Source organism: Brevundimonas albigilva (genome assembly GCF_023573565.1).
In the GTDB taxonomy this organism is placed as follows: domain Bacteria; phylum Pseudomonadota; class Alphaproteobacteria; order Caulobacterales; family Caulobacteraceae; genus Brevundimonas; species Brevundimonas albigilva.
Genome location: NZ_CP097649.1, coordinates 1,482,880 through 1,496,114, shown reverse-complemented (window position 1 = coordinate 1,496,114; position 13,235 = coordinate 1,482,880). Strand labels below are relative to the sequence as shown.

The 13,235-nt window shown below is 68.6% G+C and carries 16 protein-coding genes and 1 tRNA gene; 11 read left to right on the top strand and 6 right to left on the bottom strand.

Annotated features, from left to right (window positions below):
* Positions 1-25: 25 nt before the first annotated feature.
* Positions 26-211: a DUF6898 family protein gene (locus M8231_RS07425; protein WP_249750511.1), complete on the bottom strand. Its 186-nt coding sequence runs from the start codon at positions 209-211 to the stop codon at positions 26-28.
* Complete coding sequence (gene hemA, locus M8231_RS07420) at positions 208-1,434, bottom strand: 5-aminolevulinate synthase (protein ID WP_249750512.1); 1,227 nt, start codon at positions 1,432-1,434, stop codon at positions 208-210. Before hemA ends, M8231_RS07425 begins: the two co-directional genes overlap by 4 nt.
* Positions 1,435-1,777: 343 nt before the next feature.
* Here hemA and M8231_RS07415 point away from each other — a divergent pair, with 343 nt between their 5' ends.
* Positions 1,778-3,925, top strand: coding sequence for a sodium-translocating pyrophosphatase (locus tag M8231_RS07415; protein WP_249750513.1), 2,148 nt, complete (start codon positions 1,778-1,780; stop codon positions 3,923-3,925).
* A 122-nt stretch (positions 3,926-4,047) separates the two neighbouring features.
* On the opposite strand, the gene M8231_RS07410 is transcribed toward M8231_RS07415, so the two are convergent.
* On the bottom strand, positions 4,048-4,527 hold the full coding sequence (locus tag M8231_RS07410; RefSeq protein WP_249750514.1) for an outer membrane protein assembly factor BamE: 480 nt from the start codon (positions 4,525-4,527) through the stop codon (positions 4,048-4,050).
* A gap of 93 nt (positions 4,528-4,620) precedes the next feature.
* Between M8231_RS07410 and M8231_RS07405 the strand changes: the two genes are divergently transcribed.
* From M8231_RS07405 to M8231_RS07375, 7 genes are all read left to right on the top strand, one after another.
* Complete coding sequence (locus M8231_RS07405; protein ID WP_250202528.1) at positions 4,621-5,145, top strand: ubiquinol-cytochrome C chaperone family protein; 525 nt, start codon at positions 4,621-4,623, stop codon at positions 5,143-5,145.
* A gap of 6 nt (positions 5,146-5,151) precedes the next feature.
* A complete protein-coding gene (locus M8231_RS07400; RefSeq protein WP_250202527.1) occupies positions 5,152-5,673 on the top strand; it encodes a YceD family protein in 522 nt (173 codons plus the stop codon).
* Positions 5,674-5,804: 131 nt separating this feature from the next.
* Positions 5,805-6,845: a phosphate acyltransferase PlsX gene (gene plsX / locus M8231_RS07395; RefSeq protein ID WP_250202526.1), complete on the top strand. Its 1,041-nt coding sequence runs from the start codon at positions 5,805-5,807 to the stop codon at positions 6,843-6,845.
* Positions 6,842-7,819, top strand: a complete 978-nt coding sequence (locus M8231_RS07390; RefSeq protein WP_249750519.1) for a beta-ketoacyl-ACP synthase III — start codon at positions 6,842-6,844, stop codon at positions 7,817-7,819. The genes plsX and M8231_RS07390 overlap by 4 nt, the downstream gene beginning before the upstream one ends.
* Before the next feature lie 89 nt (positions 7,820-7,908).
* The gene (locus M8231_RS07385) at positions 7,909-8,217 is read left to right on the top strand and encodes an integration host factor subunit alpha (RefSeq protein ID WP_249750520.1); all 309 of its coding nucleotides are present in this window, start codon (positions 7,909-7,911) and stop codon (positions 8,215-8,217) included.
* A gap of 5 nt (positions 8,218-8,222) precedes the next feature.
* Entirely contained in the window at positions 8,223-8,648 is a 426-nt protein-coding gene (locus M8231_RS07380) for a MerR family transcriptional regulator (RefSeq protein ID WP_249750521.1), read from the top strand.
* Between the two features lie 60 nt (positions 8,649-8,708).
* Positions 8,709-8,785, top strand: a tRNA-Pro gene (locus M8231_RS07375).
* 59 nt (positions 8,786-8,844) lie between these two features.
* Here the strand turns inward: M8231_RS07375 and M8231_RS07370 are convergent.
* Positions 8,845-9,042 carry a DUF2842 domain-containing protein gene (locus M8231_RS07370; RefSeq protein ID WP_249750562.1) on the bottom strand — a complete coding sequence of 66 codons (198 nt, stop codon included), beginning with the start codon at positions 9,040-9,042 and terminating at the stop codon, positions 8,845-8,847.
* On the bottom strand, positions 9,042-9,293 hold the full coding sequence (locus M8231_RS07365) for a transglycosylase (RefSeq protein WP_249750563.1): 252 nt from the start codon (positions 9,291-9,293) through the stop codon (positions 9,042-9,044). Before M8231_RS07365 ends, M8231_RS07370 begins: the two co-directional genes overlap by 1 nt.
* Before the next feature lie 130 nt (positions 9,294-9,423).
* Between M8231_RS07365 and M8231_RS07360 the strand changes: the two genes are divergently transcribed.
* Entirely contained in the window at positions 9,424-10,524 is a 1,101-nt protein-coding gene (locus M8231_RS07360) for a COX15/CtaA family protein (RefSeq protein WP_250202525.1), read from the top strand.
* Here M8231_RS07360 and M8231_RS07355 read toward each other — a convergent pair.
* Positions 10,493-11,872 (bottom strand): alkaline phosphatase PhoX, encoded by a 1,380-nt coding sequence (locus tag M8231_RS07355; RefSeq protein ID WP_250202524.1) that lies wholly within the window; start codon positions 11,870-11,872, stop codon positions 10,493-10,495. The genes M8231_RS07360 and M8231_RS07355 overlap by 32 nt on opposite strands.
* A 268-nt stretch (positions 11,873-12,140) precedes the next feature.
* Here M8231_RS07355 and rplM point away from each other — a divergent pair, with 268 nt between their 5' ends.
* Both rplM and rpsI read left to right on the top strand, forming a co-directional pair.
* A complete protein-coding gene (rplM, locus tag M8231_RS07350; RefSeq protein WP_249751991.1) occupies positions 12,141-12,614 on the top strand; it encodes a 50S ribosomal protein L13 in 474 nt (157 codons plus the stop codon).
* Between the two features lie 2 nt (positions 12,615-12,616).
* Entirely contained in the window at positions 12,617-13,111 is a 495-nt protein-coding gene (gene rpsI / locus M8231_RS07345; protein ID WP_249750564.1) for a 30S ribosomal protein S9, read from the top strand.
* The last annotated feature ends 124 nt before the right edge of the window (positions 13,112-13,235 follow it).

Here is a 13,235-nt window from a genome sequence, read left to right as displayed (position 1 = left end):
CCACAACATGTTGTGGTGAACGCGCTCAACCGTGGCCCAGCACGCGCCTCAGCTTGGCGATCGCCACGCGTTCGACGGCCTTTGGTTCGTTCGCCGGGCCCATGGCGCTGACCTCGCGGCCGGAGGCGACATGGATGGCCGAGCATTTGACGTAGGGGCCGTTGCGGACGAACTCGACGATGACCTCTCCGAGGTCGTCGCCGGACGTCATGCGGCGACGGGCCGGCGCGCCACGTTGCAGTGGGAGAAGAGCTTGTCCATCGCCTGGACCAGGTGATCCATCATCGCATCGGTGTGGTTCGGCGAGGGGGTGAAGCGCAGCCGCTCGGTCCCCTTGGGCACGGTCGGATAGTTGATCGGCTGGACATAGACGCCGAAGTCTTCCAGCAGCATGTCCGAGATCATCTTGCAGTGGACCGGATCGCCCACCAGCACCGGCACGATGTGGCTCTCCGACGCCATGACCGGCAAGCCGGCGGCCTCGAACCGGGCCTTCAGCGTCGCCGCGCGCTCCTGGTGCTGGTCGCGCAGTTCGGGGTGGGCCTTCAGGTGACGCACCGAGGCCAGGGCGCCGGCGGTCAGGGCCGGGGGCAGGGAGGTGGTGAAGATGAAGCCCGAGGCCCAGCTGCGCACCGCGTCCACGATCACGGCGTCGGCGGCGATATAGCCGCCCATCACGCCGATGGCCTTGCCCAGGGTGCATTCGATGATGTCGATCTGGTCCAGCACGCCGTCGCGCTCGGCCACGCCCGCGCCGGTGTCGCCGTACAGGCCCACGGCGTGCACCTCGTCCAGATAGGTCAGGGCGCCGTACTTTTTGGCCAGGGCGATCGTGCCCTTCAGGTCGGCGATGTCGCCGTCCATCGAATAGACGCTCTCGAAGGCGATCAGCTTGGGCGCGTCGGCTGGCGCATCGGCCAGCAGGGCCTCGAGATGGGCCAGGTCGTTGTGCTTGAACACGTGCCGCTCGCCGCCGCCGTGGCGGATGCCGGCGATCATCGAGGCGTGGTTCAGCGAATCCGAGAAGGTGATCAGGCCCGGCAGGATCTTCTGCAGGGTCGACAGGGTCGCCTCGTTGCCGACATAGCCCGAGGTGAACAGCAGCGCCGCTTCCTTGTGGTGCCAGGCGGCCAGCTCGGCCTCCAGGTCGACGGCGGGGCGGGTGGTGCCGGAGATGTTGCGCGTGCCGCCGGCGCCGGCGCCCATCTCGTCCAGCGCCCCATGCATGGCGTCCAGCACCGCCGGATGCTGGCCCATGCCCAGGTAGTCGTTGGAGCACCAGATCACCACGTCCTGCTCGGACCCGTCCGCGCTGCGGCGCGTGGCGCGCGGGAACTGGCCGCGCACGCGCTTCAGGTCGGCGAAGACCCGGTAGCGGCCCTCGCTGCGGACCTGCTCCACGGAGTTCTGAAAGGCGGCCTTATAGTCGAACAAGAGACGCGTTCTTTCGCTTATGGCGACGTGCCCCGGTATTTGCGCCGCTCGGACGGGCTTGTCCATGTCCCCGACGTGGACAAAACGCCCCAAACCCTTAATTGATAACGGTTCTCAGATTGGGCGCGGCGAGGGAGGGCGGCCGCGCCATTCGGTGCAAGGCCAAGCTTGAATACCCCCGTTGCGCCATCGTTTGCCCCGTGACAGGCTCGCCCCTGCAATTCCCAAAGGGACGCGCTGGTGCGTCCGCCGCGCTCGGGGGGACCGGAAGGCGGATAGAGGCGATAACGCCCGCCGCGCCAAGGGTCCGTGCGCTTCACTTTGCAAGGGCATGGAAACGCCAATGACCATTTATCTTTCGCTCGCCTTCGCGGCCGGCGTGCTGGGGGTGCTGTTCGGCGCCGTCCAGACCGGCGTGCTGATGAAGGCCAGCGCCGGCAACGACAAGATGCGAGAGATCGCGGCCGCCATTCAGGAAGGGGCGTCGGCCTATCTGAAGCGGCAATACATGACCATCGGCCTGGTCGGGATCGTGATCCTGATCGCCGCCTTCTTCCTGATCGGCCCCTATGCGGCGGTCGGCTTCCTGATCGGCGCGGTGCTCAGCGGCGCCGCGGGCTATGCGGGGATGCTCATCTCGGTGCGGGCCAACGTCCGCACCGCCCAGGCGGCGTCGGAGAGCCTGGCCAAGGGGCTGAACCTGGCGTTCCGCTCGGGCGCCATCACCGGCATGTTCGTGGCGGGCGGGGCCCTGATCGGGGTGTCGGGCTATTACATCGTGCTGACCCATCACCTTGGGCTGGCCCCGACCAGCCGCGAGGTGATCGACGGCCTGGTGGCGCTGGGCTTCGGCGCCTCGCTGATCTCCATCTTCGCGCGTCTGGGCGGCGGCATCTTCACCAAGGGCGCCGACGTCGGCGGCGACATGGTGGGCAAGGTCGAGGCCGGCATCCCCGAGGACGATCCCAGAAACGCCGCGACCATCGCCGACAATGTGGGCGACAACGTCGGCGACTGCGCCGGCATGGCCGCCGACCTGTTCGAGACCTATGCGGTGACGACGGTGGCGACCATGGTGCTGGCGGCCATCTTCTTCCGCGACCAACCCTATGTCGGGGCGATGATGGCCCTGCCGCTGGCGATCTGCGGCGCCTGCGTCGTCACCTCGATCATCGGCAGCTTCTTCGTGCGGCTGGGCAAGTCGAACAACATCATGGGCGCGCTGTACCAGGGGCTGATCGTCACCGGCGTGCTGTCCATCGGCGCGGTCTGGTGGGTTATCGACCAGATGGTGACCGGCCCGATCGTCACGGTCGGGGGCCTGGAGATCCAGCCGATGGCCCTGTTCTGGTCCGGCATGGTCGGCCTGGCGGTGACCGCCGCCATCGTGGTCATCACCGAATACTACACCGGCAGCCATTCGCGCCCCGTGCGCTCGGTCGCCAACGCCTCGGTGTCCGGCCACGGCACAAACGTGATCCAAGGCCTGGCCGTCTCGCTGGAGGCCACGGCGCTGCCGGCGCTGACGATCATCGTCGGCATCGTCGCCAGCTTCCAGCTGGCGGGCCTGTTCGGCATCGCCATCGCCACCACGACCATGCTGGGCGTGGCGGGGATGATCGTGGCGCTGGACGCCTTCGGCCCCGTCACCGACAACGCCGGCGGCATCGCCGAAATGGCGGGCCTGCCGTCGGAAGTGCGGCATTCGACCGACGCCCTGGACGCGGTGGGCAACACCACCAAGGCAGTGACCAAGGGCTACGCCATCGGTTCGGCCGGCCTGGGGGCGCTGGTGCTGTTCGCGGCCTATACGTCGGACCTGCAGTACTTTTCGGCCAATCCGGCGGATTATCCGTTCTTCGCCGACATGGGGCCGATCGCCTTCGACCTGACCAACCCCTATGTCGTGGTCGGCCTGCTGTTCGGGGGGCTGCTGCCCTTCCTGTTCGGCGGCATGTCGATGATGGCGGTGGGCCGCGCGGCCGAATCGGTCGTGGCCGAGGTGCGCCGCCAGTTCCGCGAGAACCCCGGCATCATGACCTATCAGGTCAAGCCGGAGTACGGCCGGGCGGTCGACATCCTGACCCGGGCGGCGATCCGCGAGATGATCGTGCCGTCGCTGCTGCCGGTGCTGTCGCCGATCGTGCTGTTCGTGGCCGTCCTGGCCATTTCGGACAAGGCCAACGCCTTCGCGGCGCTGGGGGCCATGCTGATGGGGGTGATCGTCACCGGCCTGTTCGTGGCCATTTCGATGACGTCGGGCGGCGGCGCCTGGGACAACGCCAAGAAGGTGATCGAGGAAGGCTTCACCGACAAGGCGGGCGTGGTCCACGGCAAGGGATCCGAGGCGCACAAGGCCGCCGTCACCGGCGACACCGTGGGCGATCCCTACAAGGACACGTCGGGCCCGGCGGTGAACCCGATGATCAAGATCACCAACATCGTGGCCCTGCTGCTGCTGGCGGTGCTGGCCAGCGGCACGGTCGGCTGATCCTGCCTGGTCCCGGAAAAGACCAAAGCCCCGGAGAGCGATCTCCGGGGCTTTTTCTTTCGGGCCTGTGCGCGCGACGCGGTGGCCTGCGGCCTGAGGCCAATTCCGGCGCCTTGGCGGTCCTAGTCCGGGCGGCGCTGGCCGGGGATGTCTTCCTCGGTGCGGGGCAGCTGGCCGCGGCCGACGTTGCCCAGCAGCTGTTCCAGCACGGTCAGCGAGCGGCCGCGCGTGGGCGTCTCGTTGGAATTCATGGCGATCTGCTCGCCGTCGGCCAGGCCCAGGGTGCGCACGCCCGCGACCTTGTCGCCGCCGTCCTCGAAGGTGATTTCGGTGACGGTGCGCTGGGAGATGACGGGGCGATTGTAGGTGTATTTCTCGGTCGTCTGGCTGATGTAGTACCAGACCTGGTCCGGCTCGAAGGTCGAGGTGGTGGACGGCGAGCCCAGCTTGGCCAGCACCGTTTCCTTGGTGTCCGTGCCGGCGACCACGTCCTGGGGCTTGGCGTCGATGGCCTGGAAGCCGTTGTTGCCGATGGTCGGCGCGCACGCGGCGCTGAGGCCGGCCAGCGAAACGGCGACGAGAAGCGGGGCGAAACGGGACATGATCGGGCGCCTGCGAGGGAACAAGGTCTTTGACCTAGACGGACCCGCGTCCTAGTTCAACGTCGCGGCGTAAAAGGGGCCGTGCGGGACATCATGCTGAAACACCTCTTCAAGACGCGGCCCGGCGGCCGGATCGGCGACGATCTCTACGCCCTGGCCGTGGCCCAGGCCCGCAATCCGGCCTTCTACACCCGACTGGGGGTTGAGGACCGGATCGACGCGCGATTCGAACTCTACACCCTGCACGTCCTGCTGCTGGTGATGCGTCTGCGCGACGAGGACACCGTGCGCGGCCAGGAAACCGCCCAGACCCTGTTCGACGTCTATGTGTCGGCGCTGGACCACGCCCTGCGCGAGGAAGGCGTGGGCGACATCTCGGTCGGCAAGAAGATGCGCAAGCTGGGCGAGGCGCTGTATGGCCGGATGACCGCCTATGAAGGGCCGCTGCGCCAGGGCGACGCGGAGGCCTTGGCCCAGGCCCTGGCGCGCAACGTCTACGGCGCGGACGCGGCGGAACACGCCGGCGCGCTGGCGCGCTACGCCCTGGCGGCCCGCACGGGGCTGGGCGCGCAGGATTTCAACGCGGTGCTGGCCCGGCCCGCCTGGGGCGACGTCTAGAGAGCCATGAAAGACCTTCCTTTCACCGACACGGTGCGAATCAACCAGATCGGCGCGGGCCTGAGCCGGCGGCTGGAACCGGACGCCGATGCGCGCAAGCGGATTGCTCGGTCGCTGGACCTGCAGGGGCTGGAGAGCTTCGTCGCCGAGATAGAACTGGCCCCCACGCCGACGTCCAGCGCCTGGACGCTGAAGGGTCGGGTGACGGCCCATGCGGTCCAGACCTGCGGCCTGACGCTGGAGCCGCTGCCCCTGGACGTGGATCGCCGCTTTTCCATCCAGCTGGTCGAATCGGCGCCGCAGGAGGCCGAGGAGATCGAGGTGACGCTGGACGAGGACGACGTCGATCCGATCGAGGACGGCAAGATCGACCTGGGCCAATACGCCGTCGAACAGCTGGCCCTGTCGCTGGACCCATTCCCGCGCAAGGCCGGCGCCGCGTTTGTCCAGCCCGACGAGCCGGCCGAGATCTCGCCCTTCGCCGCGCTGAAGGCCCTGAAGCCGGGCGGCGACCCAGGCCGAGGTTGACCTAGCGGCCGGTTGGTTGCATCCCCCGGCCGAGGCGCTATCGTCCCGCGCCCCCCATGAGGCGTCGCGACAAGACGACGCGGCCATACGAGGTCCCATTGCCAGCCCCAGTAACGATCTCGCTTGACGCCATGGGCGGCGATCACGGGCCGTCCGTCGTCGTGCCCGGCGTCCGCAGCTATCTCCGCACCCACGGCGGGCAGGGCGTTCGCTTCCTGCTGCACGGCGACGAGGCCGCGATCGCGCCCGAGCTGTCGCGCTGCGGCCTGACCGAACTCTGCGAGATCCGCCACACGGACAAGGTGGTGGCGATGGACGAGAAGCCGGCCCAGGCGATGCGTCGCGGCAAGGGCTCCAGCCTGTGGAACGCCATCGAGGCGGTGAAGACCGGCGAGGCCGGCGGCGTCGTCTCGGCCGGCAACACCGGCGCCCTGATGGCGATCTCGAAGCTGATCCTGCGCATGGCGGCCCCGGGGCTGGAGCGTCCGGCCATCGTCGCCAGCTGGCCCACCTTCAAGGGGGTGACGGCGGTGCTGGACGTCGGCGCCAACATCGGCAGCGACGCCGAACAGCTGGTCGAGTTCGCCATCATGGGCGAGGCCTTCCAGACCGCGGTCCACGGCGTGGCGCGCCCGAGCATCGGCCTGCTGAACGTCGGGTCCGAGGACATGAAGGGCAATGAGCAGGTCAAGGAGGCCCACGCCATCCTGCGCGACGGGCCGTTCGAGCTGAACTACCAGGGCTTCGTCGAGGGCGACGACATCGGCAAGGGCACGGTGGACGTGGTCGTCACCGACGGCTTCACCGGCAACATCGCCCTGAAGACGGCCGAGGGCACCGCGCGCTACGTCTCGGCCCTGTTGCGCGAGGCGCTGACCTCGAACCTTCAGGCCAAGCTGGGCGCGGCCATCGCCATGCCCGCCCTGCGCCGGATGCGCGAAAAGATCGACCCCAGCGCCATCAACGGCGGCCCCTTGCTGGGGCTGAAGGGCATCGTGGTGAAGAGCCACGGCGGCGCCGACGCCAAGGGGTTCGGCAATGCGATCCGCATCGCCGTCGACCTGGCGCGCAGTGACTACATGACCAAGGTCGGCGCCAACCTGGGCCGGCTGGAAGCCGTGTTCGACCACGCCGCCCCCGCCGGCGAAATCTCTGGAGACACCCCCCAGTGAGCGTCACCCGCAGCGCCGTCACCGGCGTCGGCTCCTTCCTGCCGGAGCAGATCGTCACCAACGCCGACCTGGCCGAGATCGTCGACACCTCCGACGAATGGATCCAGGAACGCACCGGCATCAAGCAGCGCCACAAGGCGCGCGACGACCAGCCGACCAGCGACCTGGCGGTCGAGGCGGCCAGGAAGGCCCTGATCGACGCCGGCAAAACGGCGGCCGACGTCGATCTGATCATCGTCGCCACCACCACGCCCGACATGACCTTTCCGGCCGTCGCCTCCATCGTCCAGCGCAAGCTGGGCGCGCCGGTTGGGATCGCCTTCGACGTCCAGGCGGTGTGTTCGGGCTTCGTCTATGCGCTGAGCGTCGCCGACGGCTTCGTCGCGCGCGGCCTGTCGAAATGCGCCCTGGTCATCGGCGCCGAGGAGATGACTCGGCTGATGGACTGGACCGACCGGACCACCTGCGTCCTGTTCGGCGACGGCGCCGGGGCCGTGGTGCTGGAGCCGCGCGAAGGGCAGGGGACGGCGGCCGACCAGGGGATGCTGGGCTTCGCCCTGCGCGCCGACGGAACCAAGACCGACCTGCTCTACGTCGACGGCGGCCCGGCCTCGACCGGCACGGTCGGCCACCTGCGCATGGCCGGCAACCAGGTCTTCCGCCACGCCGTGGTCAACATCGCCGAAGGCATCACCGCCGCCTGCGAGGCCGCCGGCATCCAGGTGTCCGACGTCGACTGGTTCGTGCCCCACCAGGCCAATCAGCGCATCATCAAGGGCGTCGGCGACCGGCTGGGCCTGGACGAGGATAAGGTGATCTCGACCGTGGCGATGCACGCCAACACCTCGGCCGCCTCGATCCCGTTGGCGCTGGACGCCGCGATCCAGGACGGCCGCATCAAGAAGGGCGACATGGTCCTGCTGGAGGCGATGGGCGGGGGCCTGACCTGGGGCGCCTGCGCGGTCCGACTGTAGCAAGCGCGCGGGGCCCATTGATTTCCGGCGGGTTTCGCGTCTCTATGCGGCGCAAGGTAGTCGGGTAGGCAATCAGGGAGGCGGTCGTCATGGCTGGACAGCAGACCCTCACGCGCGCGGACCTGTGCGAAGCGGTTCATGCGGAAGTCGGACTGTCGCGCCAGGAGTGTTCGCAGCTGGTCGAGCGCACCCTGGATCTGATCGTCGACGCGCTGGAGCGCGGCGAGACGGTCAAGCTGTCGGGCTTCGGCGTCTTCCAGGTGCGCGAGAAGCGCGCCCGCATGGGTCGCAATCCCAAGACCGGCGAACCCGCCGCGATCAGCCCGCGCCGGGTCATCAGCTTCCGCGCCTCGCAGATCATGAAGGGGCGTGTGCACGACGCGGTCCTGGAAGACTGATCGCCGTGGCCTCGCCCAAGAGCGCCAACGCCTTTCGCACCATTTCCGAGGCGGCCGAGGAAGTCGGCGCGCCCCAGCACGTGCTGCGGTTCTGGGAGACCAAGTTCGCCTTCGTCGCGCCGGTCAAGCGGGCGGGCGGGCGGCGTTTCTATCGCCCGGCCGACATCGCGGTGCTCAAGGCCGTCAAACGCCTGCTGCACGACGAGGGCCTGACGATTCGCGGCGTGCAGCGCCTGCACAAGGACCAGGGGCTGAAGAAGCTGCTGGGCGCCGAGGCCTCCGTGCTGATCGACGACGGCGATGCGCCGCCGCCCCCGCCTGCCGCGCCGACGCAAGGCGTGGAAACGCCCGCCGACAGCGCCCGGCTGCGCGCCGTCCTGGCCGATCTGGAGCAGGCCAGGGCCCGGCTGGACGCCGTTCTCTCACAGTAGGTGGAAAACCCGGTTTTTGGGTTTGCGGCCGGCGAGCCGCCCGTCTATAGGGAGCGCCTTCGGAGCGTGGCGCAGCCTGGTAGCGCACTTGACTGGGGGTCAAGGGGTCGCAGGTTCGAATCCTGTCGCTCCGACCATTCTTGAAAAACAGAATGACTTTGGTGGGGTCGTCCTTGCGGGCGACCCCATCGTCGTTTCAGCGGCCGCGCTCGGCCCATTTGAGCAGGGGAATGAGCGGCAGGCCCCAGGCCGTGCCGCCGATCGCGAAGAACAGGAAGTCGATCCAGGCCGAGGCGGGCAGCAGCCCGCGCAGGGCGATCAGCCCCCACACCCAGAAGGCCAGGAAGGCCAGCACGCCCAGGGCCGCGATGAAGCGACGCAGACGCGCGGGCATCAGCGCTTGCTCCGGAACAGGAAGAAGGCGACCAGGCAGATCACCGATCCGGCCAGCGACCAGGGAATCCAGGTCCAGCTGTCCATGGTGCTGACGGCGAGGACGCGCACGGCCAGGAACCAGCCGCACAGCAGGCCGACCCCCGAGACCAGGGCGGTCCCGCCCAGCCCGCGACGGCCCGTCAGCAGGTCGGCGACCCAGGCCAGCAGCAGGCCGCCGGCGGCGGCGGCGACGATGTCCAGATACTGCACGCGATCTCCCCGGGCCCGCCGCCCTTAACCTAAACAGACTCGATCTTGGCGGCCGAGGGGGGCATACCGCACCGGTCGCTTTCGATCACCGTCGAAACGGCAGCATATCCGTGTCAGCGTCGAGCGTCGAATGAGCCGTTTCGGAAATCCAGACCGCAATCGCGCCGTGGCCGTGTGGCTGTTCGCCACTGCGGCCCTGGTCTTTCTGATGGTGGTGGTGGGCGGAATCACGCGCCTGACGGGTTCGGGCCTGTCGATCACGGAATGGAAGCCCATCATGGGCGCCATACCGCCGCTGAACCAGGCGGACTGGATGGATGCGTTCGACAAGTACCGCCAGATTCCGCAGTACGCCCAGGTCAACGCCGGCATGACGCTGGACGAGTTCAAGTTCATCTTCTTCTGGGAATGGTCGCACCGTTTGCTGGGGCGGCTGATCGGCCTGGTCTTCTTCCTGCCGCTGGTCGTCTTCCTGGCGTTGCGCGCCGCGCCGCCGCTGTCCAGGCTGCATCGCCACGCCCTGCCGGATCGCCTCGTCTGGCGCTGCGTGATGCTGCTGGCGTTGGGCGGGCTGCAGGGGCTGATCGGCTGGTGGATGGTGTCCAGCGGCCTGTCGGAGCGGGTCAGCGTCGCGCCCGAGCGGCTGGCCGTCCATCTGGGCCTGGCCTTTATCCTGTTCTCGGCCCTGATCTGGACCGGGCTGGAGGCCTGGAACGGCGAGGACCACGGACGTCCGCCGGCCGGCTGGGCGCGGGGCGCGGCGGTCCTGCTGGGCGCGGTCTTCCTGCAATGCCTGCTGGGGGCGCTGGTGGCGGGCGGCAAGGCGGGGCTGGTCTATACCGACTGGCCGCTGATGAACGGGGCCGTGCTGCCGCCGGCGGACTGGAGCGCGGGGGCGGGCGCCTTCCTGCATGACCAGGCGCTGACGCAGTTCAATCACCGGCTGGTCGCCTATGGCCTGCTGATCGGCGCCAGCCTCTACGCCTTTCAGGCCTGGCGCTGGCGGGTGGCCGAGGGCATGGGCTTCGCGGCCTTCACCCTGGCGGGGGCCGTCTGGCTGCAGGCCGTGCTGGGGATCGTCACCCTGATGCACGCCGTGCCCCTGTGGCTGGGCGTGCTGCACCAGGCGGGCGCGGCGATCGTGCTGGCGCTGGCCACGGCCAATCTGTGGGTCGTGCTGAGGGCTCAGCCCCGGCTGTTCATGTCCGGACCGAGGTCCATGGGCCTCTGATCGCCAGGGTCATGCCCGGGTACATGATGTTGACGAACAGCACCTGTCCGTCCGGCGAGAAGCAGGCGCCGGCGAACTCGGCGTTGCCGGTGAAGACGTTGCGCGCGATCGTATAGACCCGGCCGTCCGGCGTGACGCCTTTCAGGTGGTTGCGGACCGTGTCGGAATAGTTGTCCTCGCACACCACCAGATGGCCCCAGGGCGCGACGGTGATGTTGTCGCCCATGTTCAGGGTCCTTTCGTCCGTGCTTTCCACGAACAGCTGAAGCCGGTCGGCGGCGCCGTCCATGCCGGGCACCAGGCGCAGGATCTGCCCCCGCCGGATCGGCCCGCCGGAGGTGGCGGTGAAGTACATTTCATCGTCGCCCCACCAGACGCCTTCGCCGCGCGCCACCAGGGCCGCGCCCGCCGCATGGCCCCGGGCCGCCAGGTCGCCGTTCGGCGACTCCACGTCCTCCAGGTCGATCCACGCGACCTCGCGCCAGTCGCCGACGGCCCAGGCGCGGTCGTCCTGATTGCGGGTGTCGGCCGAGGGCGCGCCCTTCCACGCCATCGCCTGGAGCTTTCCGCCCCGCGCCAGCTGGCCGGGCGTGTCGGGGATGAAGCGATAGAACAGGCCGGCGTTGTCGTCCTCGGTCAGATAGACGACGCCGGTGCGCGGATCGATGCAGACCGCCTCGTGATCGAACCGGCCCATCGCCTTCAGCGGAACGGGATCGACCGGCCCGGTCGCGTCGGCGGGAACCTCGAACACCCAGCCGTGCGCCTTGGTCACGTCGGCGTCGCCGGGCGTCTCCAGCGTCTCCTCGCACGACAGCCAACTGCCCCACGGCGTGGGGCCTCCGCAACAGTTTGTCGAGGTCCCCGCCAGGGTCAGGCGCTGGCTGACCTTTCGCCGCGTCTCCAGGTCATAGACGATGGTGGAGCAGCCGCCGGGCAGGGGGCGGCCGTCCTTGTAGGTGTCAAAGGCCCGCGCCGCGTCCAGCCGGCCGATCTCCTCCTGGTGCAGGCCGCCCGGCCCCAGGTTGCGGTGCAGGGCGCTGGAGCCCTTCAGTTCGTGGTTGAGCACCAGGGCCACGCGCGATCCGTCCAGGGGGAAGCAGGCCATGCCGTCCGGCTGGCCCGGCGCGAACAGGCCGTCGTCCATCCGGTCGCCGCTCTGGGCCACGACCTGGTAGGAAAAGCCCTCGGGCAGGTCGAGCAGGCGGTTCGGATCGCGCAGCAGGGGGCCGTAGCCGGCGACCTCGTTGACGTAGGTCTCCGGCTCGGCGGCGACCGCATGGCGCGCCAGTCCGGCGAAGGCCAGGGCGGCGGCGGAAGTCAGGGCGCGGCGGCGATGAAGGCGCATGGTCGGCTCCGGCGGGCAGGGGAGGCCCTCCGATGGCGCATAAAGGTCATGGTTTGATGACGACGGGTGTTATTTCGTAACGGCGAGGGGCCCGCGCGGCTGAGGTATTTTAATACCGTTTACAGAAAGCTACGTTAAATCAGCCGCTTGACCGGATTTCGGCGCTCAAGGCGACATTGACGCGCCCCGCCGCCTCCTGTATCAGCCCGCCTTCCTTCGGTTCCTTCGGGAGCCGGACCCGATTTTCGTCTCCAGGAACAACCTCATGCTGAAGAGCACCACGGCTTCGCTGAAGCCGGCCGAGGTCGAGAAGAAGTGGATCCACATCGACGCCGAAGGCGTCGTGGTGGGCCGCCTCGCGACCTTCATCGCCAACCGTCTGCGCGGCAAGCACCGCGGCGACTACACCCCGCACGTCGATTGCGGCGACTACGTCGTCGTCACCAACGTCGACAAGGTGGTGTTCACCGGCAAGAAGAACACCGACAAGGTCTATTATCGCCACACCGGCCACCCGGGCGGCGTCAAGGAAACCACCCCGGCCAAGGTGCTGGGAGGCCGTTTCCCCGAGCGCGTGCTGGAAAAGGCCGTCGAGCGGATGCTGCCCAAGGAAAGCCCGCTGGCCCGCAAGCAGATGACGCACCTGCGTCTGTTCGCAGGCAGCCAGCACGACCACGAAGCGCAGCAACCGGAAACGATCGACTTCAAGTCGGCGTCCCCCAAGAACACCCGGAGCGTCTGAGCATGACCGACGTGACCAACACCGAGGCCGCCACCGGCTTCGACGCCCTGAAAGGCCTGACCGCCTCGGCTGAATCGGAAGCCCCCGTCCACGTCCAGAAGCTGGACGCCCAGGGCCGCGCCTATTCGACCGGCAAGCGCAAGAACGCCATCGCCCGCGTTTGGGTGAAGCCGGGGTCGGGCAAGATCACCGTCAACGGCAAGGACGTCGGCGCCTATTTCGCCCGTCCGGTGCTGCAGATGATGGTGGCCCAGCCGCTGACCGTCTCCGAGCGCGCCACCCAGTACGACGTCGTCTGCACCGTCGAGGGTTCGGGCCTGTCGGGCCAGGCCGGCGCCATCCGCCACGGCCTGTCGCACGCCCTGACGCACTATGAGCCGGAACTGCGCAAGGTCCTGAAGCCGCACGGCTTCCTGACCCGCGACAGCCGCGTCGTCGAGCGCAAGAAGTACGGCCGCGCCAAGGCCCGCCGCAGCTTCCAGTTCTCGAAGCGCTAACTGGCGACCGCCAGTCGGTTACGAAGGGGCGCTTCGGGGAAACCTGGAGCGCCTTTTTCTTTGGAGGAGCGCGGACCTTCAGGTCCGCAAGCGGCGGGTTCAAGACCCGCGGTCCAGGAGAGCG

What these genes read in the sequence shown, in the direction of transcription:
- M8231_RS07360 (WP_250202525.1), top strand. Translation starts at nt 9,424, where the DNA reads ATGAGCCGTTTCGGAAATCCAGACCGCAATCGCGCCGTGGCCGTGTGG.
- M8231_RS07410 (WP_249750514.1), bottom strand. Translation starts at nt 4,527, where the DNA reads ATGTCCCGTTTCGCCCCGCTTCTCGTCGCCGTTTCGCTGGCCGGCCTC.
- M8231_RS07405 (WP_250202528.1), top strand. Translation starts at nt 4,621, where the DNA reads ATGCTGAAACACCTCTTCAAGACGCGGCCCGGCGGCCGGATCGGCGAC.
- plsX (WP_250202526.1), top strand. Translation starts at nt 5,805, where the DNA reads ATGGGCGGCGATCACGGGCCGTCCGTCGTCGTGCCCGGCGTCCGCAGC.
- M8231_RS07355 (WP_250202524.1), bottom strand. Translation starts at nt 11,872, where the DNA reads ATGCGCCTTCATCGCCGCCGCGCCCTGACTTCCGCCGCCGCCCTGGCC.
- M8231_RS07370 (WP_249750562.1), bottom strand. Translation starts at nt 9,042, where the DNA reads ATGCCCGCGCGTCTGCGTCGCTTCATCGCGGCCCTGGGCGTGCTGGCC.
- rpsI (WP_249750564.1), top strand. Translation starts at nt 12,617, where the DNA reads ATGACCGACGTGACCAACACCGAGGCCGCCACCGGCTTCGACGCCCTG.
- M8231_RS07385 (WP_249750520.1), top strand. Translation starts at nt 7,909, where the DNA reads ATGGCTGGACAGCAGACCCTCACGCGCGCGGACCTGTGCGAAGCGGTT.
- M8231_RS07425 (WP_249750511.1), bottom strand. Translation starts at nt 211, where the DNA reads ATGACGTCCGGCGACGACCTCGGAGAGGTCATCGTCGAGTTCGTCCGC.
- M8231_RS07400 (WP_250202527.1), top strand. Translation starts at nt 5,152, where the DNA reads ATGAAAGACCTTCCTTTCACCGACACGGTGCGAATCAACCAGATCGGC.
- M8231_RS07415 (WP_249750513.1), top strand. Translation starts at nt 1,778, where the DNA reads ATGACCATTTATCTTTCGCTCGCCTTCGCGGCCGGCGTGCTGGGGGTG.